Below are 16,854 nucleotides of genomic sequence, written 5' to 3'. Positions count from 1 at the left end.
CGCGGGGATCCTCCTCCGTACGCGCACGGGACCGGATCAGGCCAGCGGCCCGGTGACCGGCTCCACGGCCGCGACCAGGCGCCCTTCCCGTACGAACGTGTCGGCGGCGGCCAGGTCCGGCGCGAGGAAGCGGTCCGGGCCCGGGCCCTCGGCGCCGGCTGCCCGCAGCGCGGCCACGGCGGCCTGCGAGGCGGGGGCGGGGACGAGACCCTCGGCGGCGCGCAGCTCCACCGCGCGGGTCGCGGCGTACAGCTCGACGGCGACGATCCGGGCCAGGTTGTCCACGGCGGTACGGAGTTTGCGCGCGGCGGACCAGCCCATGGAGACGTGGTCCTCCTGCATCGCGGAGGAGGGGATGGAGTCTGCGGACGCGGGGACGGCGAGCCGCTTCATCTCGCTGACCAGGGCGGCCTGTGTGTACTGGGCGATCATCAGCCCGGAGTCGACCCCCGCGTCGTCCGCGAGGAACGGCGGCAGCCCGTGCGAGCGGTTCTTGTCGAGCAGCCGGTCGGTGCGGCGTTCGCAGATGGAGCCGAGATCGGCGGCGACGATCGCGAGGAAGTCCAGCACGTACGCGACGGGCGCGCCGTGGAAGTTGCCGTTGGACTCGACCCGGCCATCGGGCAGGACCACCGGGTTGTCCACCGCCGAGGCCAGTTCGCGGCCCGCGACGACGGCCGCGTAGTCGAGGGTGTCGCGCCCCGCACCGTTGACCTGGGGGGCGCAGCGCACCGAGTAGGCGTCCTGGACCCGGGGCGCGTCGTCCTGGTGATGGCCCGTCAGCCCTGAACCGGCCAGCACCCGCAGCATGTTGTCCGCGCTGGCGCCCTGACCGGGGTGCGGGCGGATGGCGTGCAGTTCGGGGGCGAGCACCTTGTCCGTGCCGAGCAGCGCCTCCAGGGAGAGGGCGGCGGTGATGTCGGCGGACGTGTAGAGGTTCTTCAGGTCGGCGAGGGCCATGACCAGCATGCCGAGCATGCCGTCGGTGCCGTTGAGGAGGGCCAGGCCCTCCTTCTCGGCCAGCTCCACCGGGGCGATGCCGTGGGCGGCGAGCAGTTCACCGGCCGGGCGGACCGTGCCGTCGGGGCCCTCCGCCTCGCCCTCGCCCATCAGGGTGAGCGCGCAGTGCGAGAGGGGCGCGAGGTCGCCGGAGCAGCCGAGCGAGCCGTATTCGTGGACGACGGGCGTGATGCCCGCGTTCAGCAGGTCCGCCATGGTCTGCGCGACCTCGGGGCGCACGCCGGTGTGGCCGGAGGCGACCGTCTTCAGCCGGAGGAACATCAGCGCGCGGACGACCTCGCGCTCGACGCGCGGGCCCATGCCGGCGGCGTGCGAGCGGACGATGTTGCGCTGGAGCTGGGCCCGCAGCTCGTGGCCGATGTGGCGGCTGGCGAGGGCGCCGAAGCCGGTGGAGACGCCGTAGACCGGCTCGGGCTTGGCGGCGAGCGCGTCCACGATGAGACGGGCGGCGGCGAGCGCGTCCACGGCGGCGGCGGAGAGCTCGACCCGGGCACCGTGGCGGGCCACGGCGACGACGTCCTCGGCGGCGGTTCCGGACGTCCCCACCACGACAGTGTGCATATCCATATTCAGCAGCGTACGGACTGAAACCCTCCATGTCACTACTGCTGCCGCACAGGGCCCCTTACGGCACCCGCCGGGCTCACGGCCGGTTGCCGCGCAGTCTGCGCCGGTCGTGAGCGGACTTCGGCGGGGAGTCCGCGAGCCGGATGACCTCGCCGTCCCGCCCGGCCACCACCGGACCCCGGGAGCCGGCGGCCTTGGCCCGGTACTGGGCGGCGTCCGCGAGCCGGAACAGCCGCCGGGCCGAGCGCACCGGCCCGATCGGGTCGCCGGTCGACGCCACCCCGCAGGCGACGCCGTCGCCCAGCTCGATCACCGCCGCCCGGTCGCAGAGCTCGGTGGCGACCCCGACCACCGCGTCGGCCGGGGGGCCCGCCGCGAGCAGGCAGAACTCATCGCCGCCGAGCCGCGCCGCGAGCGCCTCCGGCAGCATCGCCCCGCACAGGGACAGCACCGAGCCGAAACGTTCCAGCAGGCGGTCGCCGACCGCGTGGCCGTGGGTGTCGTTCACCGCCTTGAGGCCGTTCAGGTCGCAGACGACGAGGCTGACGACCGTGGCGTCGACCCGGTGCCGCTCGACGGCCTCGTCGAGCTGGATGTCGACCGCGCGGCGGTTGGCGAGGCCGGTCAGCGGATCGGTGAAGGCCAGCTTGCGGACCTCCTCCAGGCGTTCGGTCTGGGCGATCCCGGAGGCCACGACGGCGGCGAGCACGGTCGCGAAGTCGGCGTCGGCCCGGTCGAAGACGGGCTGCCCGGCCGGTCGCGCCACATACAGCTCGCCCCACGCCCGGCCGTGCAGCACGATCGGCGCGACCACGCAGCAGCCCCGGCCACGCCGCCGCAGCGCGGCGACCCGCTGGTGGCAGTACCGGCGGGCACCGCGCGCCGGGCCGCCCGCTCCGGCCGGCCCGTCGGCGGTCTCCACCCAGGCGTCGGGCTCGCCGCCGCCGGCCCAGCGCTCGTGCAGGAACTCGGTGATCTCCGGGAACTCGTGGACCGGGTAGGCCTCCTCCTCGGGGAACTCCTCCTCCCCCTCGGCCCGTTGCCCCGCGTTCACCAGCACCCGCAGCCTGCCCCGGTCCCGCTCCCACACGGAGAGCGCGGCGAAGCTGCCGTTCAGCGCATCGCAGGCGCCCAGCGCCGCCGCCCGCCACGATTCGCGCGGCGTATGGGCCGCGGCCATGGTCTGCGCCAGCGAAACCACGGCCCGCAGCCGTTCGTCGTCACCACCCATTTCTACAGCCTATGTAGATTTACCCCCTTTTGATCAGTTTGGTGCGTCACTGATCTCCACTATTTCGCGCGGGAAGATCACCCTGCGTCACGCACGCGGGGCGTCACTCGCCGGGCCAGTTCGGGCGCCGCTTCTCGTTGAACGCGGCCACGCCCTCCGCCCGGTCGCCGGAGAAGGCCACCGACCGCCAGGCCGCGTCCTCGACCTCCAGGCCCGCCCGCAGATCGAGCCCCTGCCCCAGCCGGAGCGCCTTCTTGGCCGCACGCAGCCCGACCGGCGAGTTGGCGGCGATCCGGGCGCCCAGCGCGAGGGCCTCCTCGCGGTCCCGGCCCGCCGCGACCAGCTCGTCCACCAGCCCCAGTTCGCGCGCCTCGGCGGCCTCGACGCGCCGGGCGCTGAACACCAGCTCGGCGGCGCGGGCCGCGCCCACCCGGCGCGGCAGCAACTGCGTACCGCCGCCGCCCGGGATGACGCCCACGGACACCTCGGGCAGCCCGACCACGGCGGTGGCGTCGGCGACGATCACATCGCAGGCGAGGGCGAGTTCGAAGCCGCCGCCGAGGGCGAAGCCGTGCACGGCGGCGATCACCGGCATCGGCAGCTCCAGGACCCCGGTGTAGGCGGCGCGGGCGGTGGGCCGCTGGCGGACGAGGTCGGCGTCGGAGAAGGAGTTGCGCTCCTTGAGGTCCGCACCCACACAGAAGGCCCGCTCATGGCTGGAGGTCAGGACGGTCACCCGGACGTCCCGGTCGGCGCCGAGCGCGTCGCAGGCGGCGGCGATCGAGCGGGCCATGTCGGTGGAGACGGCGTTCATGGCCTTGGGGCGGTCGAGGACCAGCTCGGCGACGTGGTCCTGCCCCTCGTGCCGCCGTACGACGACGAACTCCCCGAACCGCTGCTCGGACGTGACGGTCATGGCTGCACCCCTGTCGGTTGACGGCGCTGTCGGTTGACGACAGCCGTGGGACGACGCCCCTAGCCGTTAACGAGCGTTATCCGGCAGGAATCCTAGACAGGGGGACCGCCGTACCGACAGGGCGAGCCCGAAAGCGCGGGCGTGACGGGCGGGAGAGGTCAGGAGCCCGTCTTGCCCCGGCGGGCCAGCAGCCACGGCTCCACCACACCGAGCCCGCGCACCGGGCGCTGCCACATCGGCTGGAGCCCGAAGCGGTAGGTCGGCAGCGGCGGCTGGTCCTCGGGCTCGCGGCCCTCCTTCTCGGCGAGCCGGGCCCGTTCGGCGACGGCCTCTGCGGCCTGCGCCTCGGACTCGGGGGCGTCGCCGTGACGGACCAGCTCCTTGGCGAACGCCCCGTCGACCAGGACGGCGTCCTTCGGAGCTATCGAGGTGAGCCGGCTGGCGAGGTTCACCGTGGTGCCGAACACATCGCCCATCCGGGTGGTGACCGTGCCGAAGGCGATGCCGACGCGCAGGGCGGGCATCGTCTCGTCCTGGGACATCGCCTCGATCAGCCGGAGCGCTATCTCCGCGGCCGTGCCCGCGTCGTCGGCGGCGAAGAGGACCTCGTCACCGAGGGTCTTGATGAGCCGGCCGCCGTGCGCGGCGACCAGGTCGGCGGCGGTCGTCTCGAAGGACTCGACCAGCTCGCCGAGCTCCTCCTCCTCCAGGCGCCGGGTCAGCCGGGTGAAGCCGACCAGGTCCGCGAAGCCGACCGCGAGCCGCCGGTCGACCATCTCCTCGTCGTCCGCCGCCTGCACGACCCGCCCGGTGGCGGCGGCCAGCTGGCGCCGCCACACGTAGACGAGGAACTCCTGGAGCTCCGGGAGCAACAGCTCGACCAGCGGATACGTGACCTCGGTGCGGGTCATGCCGGGCTCGGGCGGCTCGGTCAGCCCCTCCAGGAAGGAGTCGATCTGCCATTCGGCCAGCCGGGCGGTGGTCTGCCCGGTGGAGCGGGCGACCTGGATCGCCATCGGCTCGCTGAGCAGCCCCGCCTCGACGAGACCCGCGAGCCGCCGCAGGGCGAGGACGTCGGCCTCGGTGAGCGCCTTGGCCTGGCCGATGTCGGCGAAGCCCATGGCCCGCCAGAACCGGGAGGCCAGATCCATCGAGACCCCGGCGGTGCGGGCCGCCTGGAAGGGCGTGTAGCGCCGGTCGGCCCCCAGGATCAGCGCTTCGAGGCGGATGGCGAGGGGGTCGTCGGTCGGCTCCACCGTGTGGTCGACCTCGTGGTGGGGTGTGGCGTGGACCGAGGAGTCCGCCCCGGGCTCCTCACCCGCGCCGGACGACGTGTCGCCGACGGTCACCAGCCGCCTCCTGCCCGTTCCCTGCGCACTGCCTGCCGATCTGTCGCTGATCGCCCCAACAGTGATCTGTCGCTGGATCGCCTCAACAATACGGCAGGTGTGCTCTGGCTCACGTCCTTGGTTGCCCGTTGCGGGTGCGTCGCGCGTGACATCCCGGGCGTAGGCGCTCTCACCTCCGTACGCCATCGGGGGGCGGGGCCCCTCAGGTCAGGCCGCCCGCCGCGCCGCGCAGGTGGACGATGTCCCCGGCCGACACCGGCTGCTGGAGCCCGTCCTCGGCGGAGAGGATCAGCCGGCCGTCCCCGTCGATCGCGACCGCCTCGCCGACCAGGGAAGCACCCCCCGGCAGCTCGGCCCGCACCGTCCGGTCGAGCGTCGCGCAGCCCGCCGCGTAGGCGGCCTGGAGCCCGCTCGCGGCCGCGTCGCCGTCGGCCGCCTTCCACACCCCGTACCAGTGCTCCACCGAGCGCAGGACGGCCCGCAGCAGGGTCTCCCGGTCGGTGGAGACCGCCCCGGCGAGGGCGAGGGAGCCCGCGGTGGGGGCGGGCAGTTCACCGGCGCGCAGGGAGACGTTGACGCCGAGGCCCACGACGATGCCGTCCCCGGCGAACTCGCCGAGGATGCCGCCGGTCTTGCGCTCCTTCCCCTCCACCGTGACCAGCAGGTCGTTGGGCCACTTGAGCGACATGTCGACACCGGCCGACTTGGCGAGCCCGGTCGCCGCGGCGACCCCGGCCAGCAGCGGCACCCACCCCCACCGCTCCACCGGGATGCCGCCCGGCTCCAGGTAGACCGAGAAGAACAGCCCCGAGCGGGGCGGCGCGGTCCAGCTCCGCTCCAGCCGTCCGCGCCCCGCGGTCTGCTCCTCGGCGACCAGCACCGTGCCCTCGGCCACCGCCCCGGCACGGGCCCGCTCGGCGAGGTCGGTGTTGGTGGACCCGGTGGACTCCACGACCTCCAGCGACGCCCACAGCGCGTCGGGCCGCAGCAGGCCGCGGCGCAGCGCGGTCACGTTGAGAGGGGGCCGGTCGAGGTCCGACCAGCGGCTGTGTGACGCATCCGGTGGTGTCATGCAACCCAGCCTAGGTGTGGCAAAGGACGCACTGCCTTTCCGGAGGCGCGCCGATACCCTACGAGGCAGTAACCGCAGAGTTACGAACACAGCGCCAGAGCAGAAACCACCATCCGCGTTACGAGTCAGTAGCCGCACAGCCGGACGGACGACCGCCCGTCCCCCCGTGACCACCATCCGGTCGTCGTCCCCGTGACCAGGCAGGGAGCCTCCCCCGATGTCCGAGCCGCAAAGCGACATCCACACCACCGCCGGCAAGCTCGCGGACCTGACGCGCCGCATCGACGAAGCGACGCACGCCGGTTCGGCCCGCGCGGTCGAGAAGCAGCACGCCAAGGGCAAGCTGACCGCCCGTGAGCGGGTCGAGCTGCTCCTGGACGAGGGCTCCTTCGTGGAGCTCGACGAGTTCGCCCGGCACCGCTCCACCAACTTCGGCATCGAGAAGAACCGCCCGTACGGGGACGGGGTCGTCACCGGTTACGGCACGGTCGACGGCCGCCCGGTCTGCGTGTACTCGCAGGACTTCACGATCTTCGGCGGCTCGCTCGGCGAGGTCTACGGCGAGAAGATCGTCAAGGTCATGGACTTCGCGCTGAAGACCGGCTGCCCGGTCATCGGCATCAACGACGGCGGCGGCGCGCGCATCCAGGAGGGCGTGGTGGCACTCGGCCTCTTCGCCGAGATCTTCCGCCGCAACGTGCACGCCTCCGGCGTGATCCCGCAGATCTCGCTGATCGTCGGCCCGTGCGCGGGCGGTGCGGTCTACTCCCCCGCGATCACCGACTTCACGGTCATGGTCGACCAGACCTCGCACATGTTCATCACCGGACCCGACGTCATCAAGACGGTCACCGGTGAGGACGTCGGCTTCGAGGAGCTGGGCGGCGCCCGTACGCACAACACCACCTCCGGGGTGGCGCACCACATGGCGGGCGACGAGAAGGACGCCATCGAGTACGTCAAGTCCCTGCTCTCGTACCTGCCTTCGAACAACCTCTCCGAGGCCCCGGCCTTCCCGGAGGAGGCGGACCTCACGATCACGGACGAGGACCGCGAGCTGGACACGCTGATCCCGGACTCGGCGAACCAGCCGTACGACATGCACACCGCGATCGAGCACGTCCTGGACGACGCCGAATTCCTGGAGACCCAGGCCCTGTTCGCGCCGAACATCATCACCGGCTTCGGCAGGGTCGAGGGCCACCCGGTCGGGATCGTCGCCAACCAGCCGATGCAGTTCGCCGGTTGCCTGGACATCAACGCGAGCGAGAAGGCGGCCCGCTTCGTCCGCACCTGCGACGCGTTCAACGTCCCCGTCATCACCTTCGTGGACGTGCCGGGCTTCCTGCCGGGCGTGGACCAGGAGTACGGCGGCATCATCCGGCGCGGCGCGAAGCTGATCTACGCCTACGCGGAGGCCACGGTCCCGCTGATCACCGTCATCACCCGCAAGGCCTTCGGCGGCGCGTACGACGTGATGGGCTCCAAGCACCTGGGGGCCGACCTCAACCTCGCCTGGCCGACCGCGCAGGTCGCCGTCATGGGCGCGCAGGGCGCGGTGAACATCCTGCACCGCCGCACCATCGCCGCCGCCGAGGACCCGGAGGCGACCCGCGCCGAGCTGATGGCGGACTACGAGGACACGCTGCTCAACCCGTACGTGGCGGCCGAGCGCGGTTACGTCGACGGGGTGATCATGCCGTCCGACACCCGGGCCCACATCGTCAAGGGCCTGCGTCAACTCCGTACGAAGCGGGAATCCCTTCCCCCGAAGAAGCACGGCAACATCCCGCTGTAGCCGTCGGCCCGCCTGCCCGCCCTGTCGCACAGAGAGGTCTGCCCATGATCAAGGTCGTACGGGGCAACCCCACCCCGGAGGAGCTGGCCGCCGCCGTGGCGGTGGTCCAGGCGCGTGCCGCCGCCGCGTCCGCCGTGACGTCCGGGGCCCCGCTGCCGCCCGAGCAGTGGTCCGACCCGGGCCGTATCGCCCGTACCGGCCGCCCGTGGCCGGGCCCCCGGGCCTGGGCCCGGACGTACTGGCCCGCCTGAGCCGGAACCGGGCGCCGCCGCTCTTGAGTACCCGTACTCAGGCGCGGCGGCGCCCGGCGCAGCAGGATCGGAACCATGCTCTGGTCCGACCCCGAGAACAAGCCGCCGAAGGAACTGCGCGACGCCCAGGCGATGATGCGCAGAGCGGGCGTGCTGCTGGCGCTGGCGATGCTGCTGGCGATGTTCGTGCTCGGCATCCGCTGACCCGGCATCCGCGGCGTGCTCGGCATCCGTGGCGTACTCGGCGTCCGCGGTCCCGGCATCCGCTGCCGTGGGGCCCGGTGGCCCTTCTACGATGGCGTGCATGACTGATCAGCGCCGTCTTGTGCTCGCCTCCGCCTCCCCCGCCCGTCTCGGTCTGCTGCGCCAGGCCGGTTTCGCCCCCGAGGTGATCGTCAGCGGGGTGGACGAGGACGCGCTGAGCGCCCCGACCCCCGCCGAGCTCGCGCTCGTTCTGGCCCGGGCCAAGGCGGCGGCGGTCGCGGAGCGCCCCGAGGCGGCGGGCGCCCTGGTCCTCGGCTGCGACTCGGTGCTGGAACTGGACGGCGAGGCGCTCGGCAAACCCGCCGACGCCGAGGAGGCCACCGCCCGCTGGAAGTCGATGCGCGGCCGGGCGGGGGTGCTGCAGACCGGGCACAGCGTGATCGACACCGCCTCCGGCCGTACGGCGTCGGCGACGGCCTCCACGGTCGTACGGTTCGGCGAGCCGAGCGACGCCGAGGTCGCCGCCTACGTGGCATCGGGTGAACCGCTCCACGTCGCGGGGGCGTTCACGCTGGACGGCAGGTCGGCCCCGTTCGTCGACTCGATCGAGGGCGACCACGGCAATGTCATCGGCCTCTCGCTGCCCCTGCTGCGCCGACTGCTGGGCGAGCTGGACGTGTCGGTCACGGAGCTGTGGGTCTGAGGCAGGACTTTCGGCCATGGGCCCGGGTCTCTGAGTCCGAGCCGGCCTCCCCCGACGGCTCGGGCCGCTCCTTCCGGCGGCTCAGACGGCCGCCGGGGCCGCCTTGTCGCCCCTGTCGCCGCCCACCGCTTCCTCGGCCCGGGCCCCGGGCCCGTACGACAGCAGGGTGAGGACCAGCAGGGCCAGCACCACCATCATGAACGCGAAGGCGGCCCAGCCGACCAGGCCGACGGTGACCGCGCCGAGGACTCCGTGCACGACCGCGCAGCCGATCAGGACGATCCGTCCGACGCGTCCCGGTGCGCGGTCGCGTACCCCGGCGATCAGGGCTGTCAGCCCGCACAGGACCAGCAGCAGCCCGGAGACACCGCCCATCACCCAGGTGCCGGCGGACATGGCGCGCGGGTCCATGCCGGCGAGCGACATGTTCTGGTTCTCGGCGACCGTGGCCAGGACGGCGTTGACGATCACGATGCCCACCGCCTCCCCGAACAGCACGAGCGCCGTCACGATCGCCACCGGTCTGCGCATCTGCGTCCCACCCCTGTTACCTCTGGTACGTGCGTAGCGCGGACGCTACTCGCGGGTATTCCTCCGGACAAGGGGTTGGACGGGCCCGGGCGCCGGGCAAAGAATCCACCGACCGTTCGTAGGGAGTCCACAAAGAAACGCCGTGCGGCATTGACTGCCATGACAGAGACCTGGACCACACCGGCTGGTTACTGTGCGGTTGAGGATCCCGGCGTACCGTGGTGCCACAAGGGATTTCACTACTGGGGCAAGCCTCGGATCACACTCCGTGTGGGCAAGCTCACCATTGGGGACAGGTCGTACGGCCGTGTCGGTAGTCCCTAAACTCAGCTTGTTTCGAGGAGGGAGTCATCGTGCGCAAGGTGCTCATCGCCAACCGTGGCGAAATCGCTGTCCGCGTTGCTCGGGCGTGCCGGGACGCGGGGATCGCGAGTGTCGCGGTCTACGCCGAGCCGGACCGGGACGCGTTGCATGTCCGGGCCGCTGACGAGGCGTTCGCCCTGGGCGGTGACACCCCGGCCGCCAGCTACCTGGACATGGCCAAGGTGCTGCAGGCCGCCGCGGACTCCGGGGCGGACGCGATCCACCCGGGGTACGGATTCCTGTCGGAGAACGCGGAGTTCGCCCAGGCCGTCCTGGACGCCGGGCTGACCTGGATCGGCCCGCCGCCGGCCGCCATCCGCGACCTCGGCGACAAGGTCGCCGCCCGGCACATCGCGCAGCGCGCGGGCGCCCCGCTCGTGGCGGGCACCCCGGACCCGGTCTCCGGCTCCGACGAGGTCGTCGCGTTCGCCGAGCAGAACGGCCTCCCGATCGCGATCAAGGCCGCCTTCGGCGGTGGCGGGCGCGGCCTGAAGGTGGCCCGCACGCTGGAGGAGATCCCGGAGCTGTACGACTCCGCGGTCCGCGAGGCGGTCGCGGCGTTCGGTCGGGGCGAGTGCTTCGTCGAGCGCTACCTCGACAAGCCGCGCCACGTGGAGACCCAGTGCCTGGCCGACCAGCACGGCAACGTGGTCGTCGTCTCCACCCGTGACTGCTCGCTCCAGCGCCGCCACCAGAAGCTGGTGGAGGAGGCCCCGGCCCCCTTCCTGACCCAGGCGCAGAACGACGAGCTGTACGCGGCGTCCAAGGCGATCCTCAAGGAAGCCGGCTACGTCGGCGCGGGCACGGTCGAGTTCCTCGTCGGCCTCGACGGCACGATCTCCTTCCTGGAGGTCAACACCCGCCTCCAGGTCGAGCACCCGGTCACCGAAGAGGTCACCGGCATCGACCTCGTACGCGAGATGTTCCGCATCGCCGACGGCGAGGAGCTCGGCTACGGCGACCCGGCGGTGCGCGGCCACTCCTTCGAGTTCCGGATCAACGGCGAGGACCCGGGCCGCGGCTTCCTGCCCGCCCCCGGCACCGTCACCACCTTCGCCCCGCCGACCGGCCCGGGCGTCCGCCTGGACGCGGGCGTCGAGTCCGGCTCGGTCATCGGCCCGGCGTGGGACTCCCTCCTGGCGAAGTTGGTCATCACCGGCGCCACCCGCGAGCAGGCGCTCCAGCGGGCCGCCCGCGCGCTGGCGGAGTTCCAGGTCGAGGGCATGGCCACCGCGATCCCGTTCCACCGGGCCGTCGTCGCCGACCCCGCCTTCACCGCGGACCCGTTCACCGTGCACACCCGGTGGATCGAGACCGAGTTCGTCAACGACATCAAGCCCTTCGCCGCGCCCGCCGAGGCGGACGCGGAGGACGAAACCGGTCGTGAGACCGTCGTCGTCGAGGTCGGCGGCAAGCGCCTGGAGGTCTCGCTGCCGTCCTCGCTGGGCATGAGCCTGGCGCGTACGGGCCTCGCGGCCGGTGCCAGGCCGAAGCGCCGCGCGGCCAAGAAGGCCGGTTCCGCCGCCTCCGGCGACTCCCTCGCCTCGCCCATGCAGGGCACCATCGTCAAGATCGCGGTGGAGGAGGGCCAGGAGGTCAAGGAGGGCGACCTCGTCGTCGTCCTGGAGGCCATGAAGATGGAGCAGCCGCTCAACGCGCACCGCTCCGGCACCATCAAGGGCCTCACCGCCGAGGTCGGTGCATCCGTCTCCTCCGGCGCGCTGATCTGCGAGATCAAGGACTGACCGCCCGGCACGCTCCGAAGGGGCCCGGCCCACGTCCTCACGACGTGGGCCGGGCCCCTTCGCGGCAGTGGCATCCTGGAACCGACGCAGGGTCCGAGGGGGCCGTGAGGTCAAAGGGGCCCGAGGACCGAGGGAGGGGCGAAAGCCATGGCAGGGGCGATCCCGATGGACGCGAGCACGGCACAGCCGCCGGCCCGGCCGATGCGCGCGGACGCGCGCCGGAACCACGACCGGCTGGTGGGCGAGGCGCGCAGGTCCTTCGCCGAGCACGGTACGGACGCTTCGCTGGAGGACATCGCCCGCCGGGCGGGCGTGGGCATCGGCACCCTCTACCGGCACTTCCCGAACCGGGACGCCCTGATGAACGCGGTCTTCCAGGACGCCCTGTGCTCACTCCTGGACCGCTCCCGGGAACTGGCGGCGGCGGAGGCCCCGTGCCGGGCGCTGGTGGACTGGCTGGGTGCGATCGTCACTCATGCGGGTGAGTACCGCGGCCTGGCCCACTCCCTGATGTCCGCCTCGCGCGACGAGACCTCGGCCCTGGTGCAGTGCCATCTGCCGCTCCGGGAAGCGGGCGCGGGGCTGCTGCGGCGGGCTCAGGAGAGCGGGTCCGTACGGGGCGACGTCTCCATCGACGACCTGCTCCAGCTGACGAACGCGATCGCCCTGGCGGCCGAACAGTCTCCGGACGACCCGGAGTTGGCGGACCGGCTGCTGCGGCTGACGCTGCGGGGGCTGAAGTAGCCGGACCAGCCCCTCCGGCGTTCGAGGAGCGGGGTCCGGGACATCGCCCCCGACGCACGGCCTACCGCCGCCGCAGATCCGCCACCCGTGCTCCCCGCTCGCCCGGCACGTCCGCCAAGGCGGAAGCGCTGCGGAGCTGCGGGCCGAGGCCGCCGTTCTGCGTGCGCCGCTGGCCGGGCAGGGGCATGTCCCGCCGGGGCTGGCGCCCCGGAGGGGGGCCGTCCCCGCCCGGCGCGTCCGTGTCCGGCCCCGCCACCGTGACCTCCACACCCTGGTCGGCCAGGGACTGCAGCTCGGCGGCGGCCCGCTCGTCGTGGAGCGGGGGCTCGTCGGTCACCAGGCGGGTGATCAGTTCGGTGGGCACCGTCTGGAACATGGTGTCCGAGCCGAGCTTGGTGTGGTCCGCCAGGACGACCACCTCCGCGGCGGCGTGCACGAGAGCGCGGTCGACACTGGCCGAGAGCATGTTGGAGGTGGACAGGCCACGCTCCGCCGTGAGGCCGCTCCCGGAGAGGAAGGCCCGGGAGACCCGCAGCCCCTGGAGGGACTGCTCGGCCCCGCTGCCCACCAGCGCGTAGTTGCTCCCGCGCAGGGTGCCGCCGGTCATGACGACTTCGACCCGGTTGGCATGGGCCAACGCCTGTGCCACCAGCAGGGAGTTGGTGACGACGGTCAGACCGGGGACCCGCGCGAGCCGGCGGGCCAGCTCCTGCGTGGTCGTACCGGCGCCGACCACGATGGCCTCGCCCTCGCCGACGAGGCCTGCGGCCAGGTCGGCGATCGCGGTCTTCTCCGCGGTGGAGAGATGGGATTTCTGCGGAAAGCCGGACTCCCGCGTAAGACCGCCCGGCAAGACCGCACCGCCGTGCCGGCGGTCGAGGAGTCCTTCTGCCTCCAGTGCCCGCACGTCCCGCCGTACGGTCACTTCGGAGGTCTGGACGACGCGGGCGAGCTCACGGAGCGATACCGCCCCGTTGGCGCGCACCATTTCGAGGATCAATTGACGACGTTCTGCAGCGAACACGAAACTGACAGTAACCTGGCCGCCGGTGAGTTTTCAGCAGTTTGCGCCGAATAACAGAAGTTGTACTTCAAAGGGGCCCCCAAGTGGTATAGGAGGCCCCTTCGTTGTTCGGGGGTGATCACGAGGCGGTCGCAGCACCGCCCGATCCGCCGGGTTTTGACGTGAGTTGCCCGGCTTCCCGGACGCTCAGCCCTCGTCCGTGAGCTTGCGGGTGTGCAACTGCCGGGCCACTTCGGCGATCGATCCGGACAGGGACGGGTACACGGTGAAGGCGTTTGCGATCTGTTCCACCGTCAGGTTGTTGTCGACCGCGATCGAGATCGGGTGGATCAGCTCGCTGGCGCGCGGCGCGACCACACAGCCGCCGACCACGATCCCCGTACCGGGACGGCAGAAGATCTTGACGAAGCCGTCGCGGATGCCCTGCATCTTCGCGCGCGGGTTGCGCAGCAGCGGCAGCTTGACGGCCCGGGCCTCGATCTTGCCCGCGTCGACGTCGGCCTGGCTGTAGCCGACGGTGGCGATCTCCGGGTCGGTGAAGACGTTGGCGGAGACGGCCTTGAGGTTCAGCGGGGCGACCGCGTCGCCGAGGAAGTGGTACATCGCGATGCGGCCCTGCATGGCGGCGACCGAGGCCAGCGCGAAGATCCCGGTGACGTCACCGGCCGCGTAGACGCCGGGGGCGCTGGTGCGCGAGACCCGGTCGGTGAGGACGTGCCCGGACTCCTTGAGCCGTACGCCGGCCTCCTCCAGGCCCATGCCCGCGGTGTTCGGGATCGCGCCGACCGCCATCAGGCAGTGCGAACCGGTGATGACCCGGCCGTCGGCGAGCGTCACCTCGACCCGGTCGCCGACCCGCTTGGCGGACTGGGCGCGGGAGCGGGCCATGACGTTCATCCCGCGGCGGCGGAAGACGTCCTCCAGGACGGCGGCGGCGTCCGGGTCCTCACCCGGCAGCACCCGGTCACGGGAGGAGACGAGGGTGACCCGCGAGCCGAGCGCCTGGTACGCACCGGCGAACTCGGCGCCGGTGACACCGGATCCGACGACGATGAGCTCCTCGGGCAGCTCGTCGAGGTCGTAGACCTGGGTCCAGTTCAGGATGCGCTCGCCGTCGGGCTGCGCGTCCGGGATCTCCCGGGGGTGACCGCCGGTCGCGATCAGCACCGCGTCGGCGGTCAGCCGCTCCTCGGTGCCGTCGGCGGCAGTGACGACGACCTGGCGGGAGCCGTCGGCGGCCTGGAGCCCGTCGAGCCGGCCCCGGCCGCGCATCACGCGGGCGCCGGCCCGGGTGACGGAGGCGGTGATGTCGTGGGACTGGGCGAGCGCGAGGCGCTTGACCCGGCGGTTGACCTTGCCGAGGTCCACGCCGACGACCCGGGCGGCCTGCTCGCGGTGCGGGGTGTCGTCGGCGACGATGATGCCCAGCTCCTCGTACGAGGAGTCGAAGGTGGTCATCACCTCGGCCGTCGCGATCAGGGTCTTCGAGGGCACGCAGTCGGTGAGGACCGAGGCTCCGCCGAGGCCGTCGCAGTCGACGACGGTCACCTCCGCGCCGAGCTGGGCGCCCACCAGGGCCGCCTCGTAGCCGCCGGGGCCGCCGCCGATGATCACGATCCGGGTCACGAAAAGTCCGCCTCGCGTTGTGTAACCCGCGGCCGCCTGCCGCCCCGGCCGGGGGTCCGGGGGATCGCCCCGGGGGAATGCAGTACGTACTCCATTGTCCCGCACGCGCCAAGGTGCTTCGCCCCGGGGCCCTCCATACGGGAACGTGCCCCCGGAACGGGCGCCGCGCCCGCCCCTCACCCCTCCGCCCCCGCTCCCCCGGCCGGGGCCTTCATCACAGGAACCGCCGCTCCCGCCCCCACCTCCCGTACCCTCGGACCCATGTCGCTCTACGCCGCGTACGCCGGCAACCTCGACGCGCGGCTGATGACCCGCCGCGCCCCGCATTCCCCGATGCGCAGCACCGGCTGGCTCAACGGCTGGCGGCTGACCTTCGGCGGGGAGCAGATGGGCTGGGAGGGGGCGCTGGCCACCGTGGTGGAGGCGCCGCGCTCCCAGGTCTTCGTCGCGCTGTACGACCTGGCGCCGATGGACGAGGACTCCATGGACCGCTGGGAGGGCGTCGGCCTCGACATCTACCGCCGTATGCGCATCCGGGTGCACACCCTGGACGGCGAGGAGCCGGCCTGGATCTATGTGCTCAACGGGTACGAGGGCGGGCTGCCCTCGGCGCGCTATCTGGGCGAGATCGCCGACGCGGCCGAGTCCGCGGGCGCCCCGCACGACTACGTCATGGAACTGCGCAAGCGCCCCTGCTGACCAGGGCGGACACCGACCCGGCCCACCCCTCTTCGTGCAAAAGCACAAACGCCTCGTGCGCGTCTTTGCGTCAGTGCATCTACGCGCGTAGGGATTCAGCGGTTACGCTCATCGGCGTGAACGCATCTGTTATTCCGGACAACATCCAGGGCGACCCGCAGGCGGCCGCCGCCAGGGCCGCCGCCCGCCTGCGCGAGCTGACCGGCGCCGAGACCCATGACGTCGCCCTGGTCATGGGCTCCGGCTGGGCGCCCGCGGGCGAGGCACTCGGCGTCCCGGAGGCCGAGTTCCCCGTGACCGAGCTGCCCGGCTTCCCGGCTCCCGCCGTCGAGGGCCACGGCGGCACGGTCCGCTCGTACAAGATCGGCGAGAAGCGCGCCCTGGTCTTCCTCGGCCGCACGCACTTCTACGAGGGCCGGGGCGTCGCCGCCGTCGCCCACGGGGTCCGTACGGCGGTGGCCGCGGGCTGCGAGACGGTCGTCCTGACGAACGGCTGCGGCGGTCTGCGCGAGGGCATGCGCCCGGGTCAGCCGGTCCTGATCAGCGACCACATCAACCTGACGGCCGCCTCCCCGATCATCGGCGCCAACTTCGTCGACCTGACCGACCTGTACTCCCCGCGGCTGCGCGCCCTGTGCAAGGAGATCGACGACACCCTCGAAGAGGGCGTGTACGTCCAGTTCCCCGGCCCGCACTACGAGACCCCGGCCGAGATCAACATGGTCCGGGTCATGGGCGGCGACCTGGTGGGCATGTCCACGGTCCTGGAGGCCATCGCGGCCCGCGAGGCGGGCGCCGAGGTGCTCGGCCTCTCCCTGGTCACCAACCTGGCGGCGGGCCTGTCCGGAGAACCCCTCAACCACGAGGAGGTCCTCCAGGCGGGCCGCGACTCGGCGACCCGGATGGGCGCGCTGCTGGCGAGGGTGCTGGAGCGCATCTAGGAAACCTGGTTCTCCACCCCCTCCCGCGCCTGAGGACCGGGCCGTTTCAGCCCCTCCGGCGTTTGAGGAG

General features: G+C 72.5%; 16 protein-coding genes. 8 read left to right on the top strand and 8 right to left on the bottom strand.

What is annotated here, in order from left to right; all coding sequences use genetic code 11:
• Nucleotides 1-36: 36 nt before the first annotated feature.
• From hutH to RNL97_RS21095, 5 genes are all read right to left on the bottom strand, one after another.
• On the bottom strand, nucleotides 37-1,587 hold the full coding sequence (gene hutH / locus RNL97_RS21115; protein ID WP_243314924.1) for a histidine ammonia-lyase: 1,551 nt from the start codon (nucleotides 1,585-1,587) through the stop codon (nucleotides 37-39).
• A 76-nt stretch (nucleotides 1,588-1,663) separates the two neighbouring features.
• The gene (locus tag RNL97_RS21110; RefSeq protein WP_243314922.1) at nucleotides 1,664-2,818 is read right to left on the bottom strand and encodes a GGDEF domain-containing protein; all 1,155 of its coding nucleotides are present in this window, start codon (nucleotides 2,816-2,818) and stop codon (nucleotides 1,664-1,666) included.
• A gap of 103 nt (nucleotides 2,819-2,921) precedes the next feature.
• Nucleotides 2,922-3,734 (bottom strand): enoyl-CoA hydratase/isomerase family protein, encoded by an 813-nt coding sequence (locus tag RNL97_RS21105; protein ID WP_030576153.1) that lies wholly within the window; start codon nucleotides 3,732-3,734, stop codon nucleotides 2,922-2,924.
• 158 nt (nucleotides 3,735-3,892) lie between these two features.
• Nucleotides 3,893-5,083, bottom strand: coding sequence for an adenylate/guanylate cyclase domain-containing protein (locus RNL97_RS21100; RefSeq protein WP_030576150.1), 1,191 nt, complete (start codon nucleotides 5,081-5,083; stop codon nucleotides 3,893-3,895).
• Nucleotides 5,084-5,285: 202 nt separating this feature from the next.
• Nucleotides 5,286-6,155: a biotin--[acetyl-CoA-carboxylase] ligase gene (locus RNL97_RS21095; RefSeq protein WP_030576147.1), complete on the bottom strand. Its 870-nt coding sequence runs from the start codon at nucleotides 6,153-6,155 to the stop codon at nucleotides 5,286-5,288.
• A 217-nt stretch (nucleotides 6,156-6,372) separates the two neighbouring features.
• Between RNL97_RS21095 and RNL97_RS21090 the strand changes: the two genes are divergently transcribed.
• From RNL97_RS21090 to RNL97_RS21075, 4 genes are all read left to right on the top strand, one after another.
• The gene (locus tag RNL97_RS21090; protein ID WP_030576138.1) at nucleotides 6,373-7,953 is read left to right on the top strand and encodes an acyl-CoA carboxylase subunit beta; all 1,581 of its coding nucleotides are present in this window, start codon (nucleotides 6,373-6,375) and stop codon (nucleotides 7,951-7,953) included.
• Nucleotides 7,954-7,997: 44 nt separating this feature from the next.
• Nucleotides 7,998-8,204 carry an acyl-CoA carboxylase epsilon subunit gene (locus RNL97_RS21085; RefSeq protein WP_030576134.1) on the top strand — a complete coding sequence of 69 codons (207 nt, stop codon included), beginning with the start codon at nucleotides 7,998-8,000 and terminating at the stop codon, nucleotides 8,202-8,204.
• A gap of 75 nt (nucleotides 8,205-8,279) precedes the next feature.
• Nucleotides 8,280-8,408 carry a morphogenic membrane protein MmpB gene (mmpB, locus tag RNL97_RS21080; RefSeq protein WP_006127106.1) on the top strand — a complete coding sequence of 43 codons (129 nt, stop codon included), beginning with the start codon at nucleotides 8,280-8,282 and terminating at the stop codon, nucleotides 8,406-8,408.
• A gap of 91 nt (nucleotides 8,409-8,499) precedes the next feature.
• Entirely contained in the window at nucleotides 8,500-9,111 is a 612-nt protein-coding gene (locus RNL97_RS21075; protein WP_030576131.1) for a nucleoside triphosphate pyrophosphatase, read from the top strand.
• An 81-nt stretch (nucleotides 9,112-9,192) separates the two neighbouring features.
• On the opposite strand, the gene RNL97_RS21070 is transcribed toward RNL97_RS21075, so the two are convergent.
• A complete protein-coding gene (locus tag RNL97_RS21070; protein WP_030576130.1) occupies nucleotides 9,193-9,642 on the bottom strand; it encodes a hypothetical protein in 450 nt (149 codons plus the stop codon).
• A 353-nt stretch (nucleotides 9,643-9,995) separates the two neighbouring features.
• Here RNL97_RS21070 and RNL97_RS21065 point away from each other — a divergent pair, with 353 nt between their 5' ends.
• On the top strand, nucleotides 9,996-11,750 hold the full coding sequence (locus tag RNL97_RS21065) for an acetyl/propionyl/methylcrotonyl-CoA carboxylase subunit alpha (protein ID WP_030576128.1): 1,755 nt from the start codon (nucleotides 9,996-9,998) through the stop codon (nucleotides 11,748-11,750).
• A 201-nt stretch (nucleotides 11,751-11,951) separates the two neighbouring features.
• The gene (locus tag RNL97_RS21060) at nucleotides 11,952-12,494 is read left to right on the top strand and encodes a TetR/AcrR family transcriptional regulator (protein WP_441350725.1); all 543 of its coding nucleotides are present in this window, start codon (nucleotides 11,952-11,954) and stop codon (nucleotides 12,492-12,494) included.
• Between the two features lie 61 nt (nucleotides 12,495-12,555).
• Here the strand turns inward: RNL97_RS21060 and RNL97_RS21055 are convergent, their stop codons facing one another.
• Both RNL97_RS21055 and RNL97_RS21050 read right to left on the bottom strand, forming a co-directional pair.
• Nucleotides 12,556-13,518, bottom strand: a complete 963-nt coding sequence (locus RNL97_RS21055) for a DeoR/GlpR family DNA-binding transcription regulator (protein ID WP_078651927.1) — start codon at nucleotides 13,516-13,518, stop codon at nucleotides 12,556-12,558.
• Between the two features lie 186 nt (nucleotides 13,519-13,704).
• Complete coding sequence (locus RNL97_RS21050) at nucleotides 13,705-15,144, bottom strand: NAD(P)H-quinone dehydrogenase (RefSeq protein ID WP_030576122.1); 1,440 nt, start codon at nucleotides 15,142-15,144, stop codon at nucleotides 13,705-13,707.
• 261 nt (nucleotides 15,145-15,405) lie between these two features.
• Here RNL97_RS21050 and RNL97_RS21045 point away from each other — a divergent pair, with 261 nt between their 5' ends.
• Entirely contained in the window at nucleotides 15,406-15,843 is a 438-nt protein-coding gene (locus RNL97_RS21045) for a gamma-glutamylcyclotransferase (protein ID WP_006127099.1), read from the top strand.
• 116 nt (nucleotides 15,844-15,959) lie between these two features.
• A complete protein-coding gene (locus RNL97_RS21040) occupies nucleotides 15,960-16,784 on the top strand; it encodes a purine-nucleoside phosphorylase (protein WP_243314917.1) in 825 nt (274 codons plus the stop codon).
• Nucleotides 16,785-16,854 lie beyond the last annotated feature (70 nt).

This window comes from Streptomyces parvus, from assembly GCF_032121415.1.
Taxonomy (GTDB): Bacteria; Actinomycetota; Actinomycetes; order Streptomycetales; family Streptomycetaceae; genus Streptomyces; species Streptomyces globisporus_A.
This window is presented reverse-complemented; position numbering and strand designations above follow the sequence as displayed.

Coding starts and splice junctions, on each gene's coding strand:
- hutH (WP_243314924.1), bottom strand. CDS start 1,587: ATGGATATGCACACTGTCGTGGTGGGGACGTCCGGAACCGCCGCCGAG.
- RNL97_RS21110 (WP_243314922.1), bottom strand. CDS start 2,818: ATGGGTGGTGACGACGAACGGCTGCGGGCCGTGGTTTCGCTGGCGCAG.
- RNL97_RS21105 (WP_030576153.1), bottom strand. CDS start 3,734: ATGACCGTCACGTCCGAGCAGCGGTTCGGGGAGTTCGTCGTCGTACGG.
- RNL97_RS21095 (WP_030576147.1), bottom strand. CDS start 6,155: ATGACACCACCGGATGCGTCACACAGCCGCTGGTCGGACCTCGACCGG.
- RNL97_RS21090 (WP_030576138.1), top strand. CDS start 6,373: ATGTCCGAGCCGCAAAGCGACATCCACACCACCGCCGGCAAGCTCGCG.
- RNL97_RS21085 (WP_030576134.1), top strand. CDS start 7,998: ATGATCAAGGTCGTACGGGGCAACCCCACCCCGGAGGAGCTGGCCGCC.
- mmpB (WP_006127106.1), top strand. CDS start 8,280: ATGCTCTGGTCCGACCCCGAGAACAAGCCGCCGAAGGAACTGCGCGAC.
- RNL97_RS21075 (WP_030576131.1), top strand. CDS start 8,500: ATGGCGTGCATGACTGATCAGCGCCGTCTTGTGCTCGCCTCCGCCTCC.
- RNL97_RS21070 (WP_030576130.1), bottom strand. CDS start 9,642: ATGCGCAGACCGGTGGCGATCGTGACGGCGCTCGTGCTGTTCGGGGAG.
- RNL97_RS21060 (WP_441350725.1), top strand. CDS start 11,952: ATGCGCGCGGACGCGCGCCGGAACCACGACCGGCTGGTGGGCGAGGCG.
- RNL97_RS21045 (WP_006127099.1), top strand. CDS start 15,406: ATGTCGCTCTACGCCGCGTACGCCGGCAACCTCGACGCGCGGCTGATG.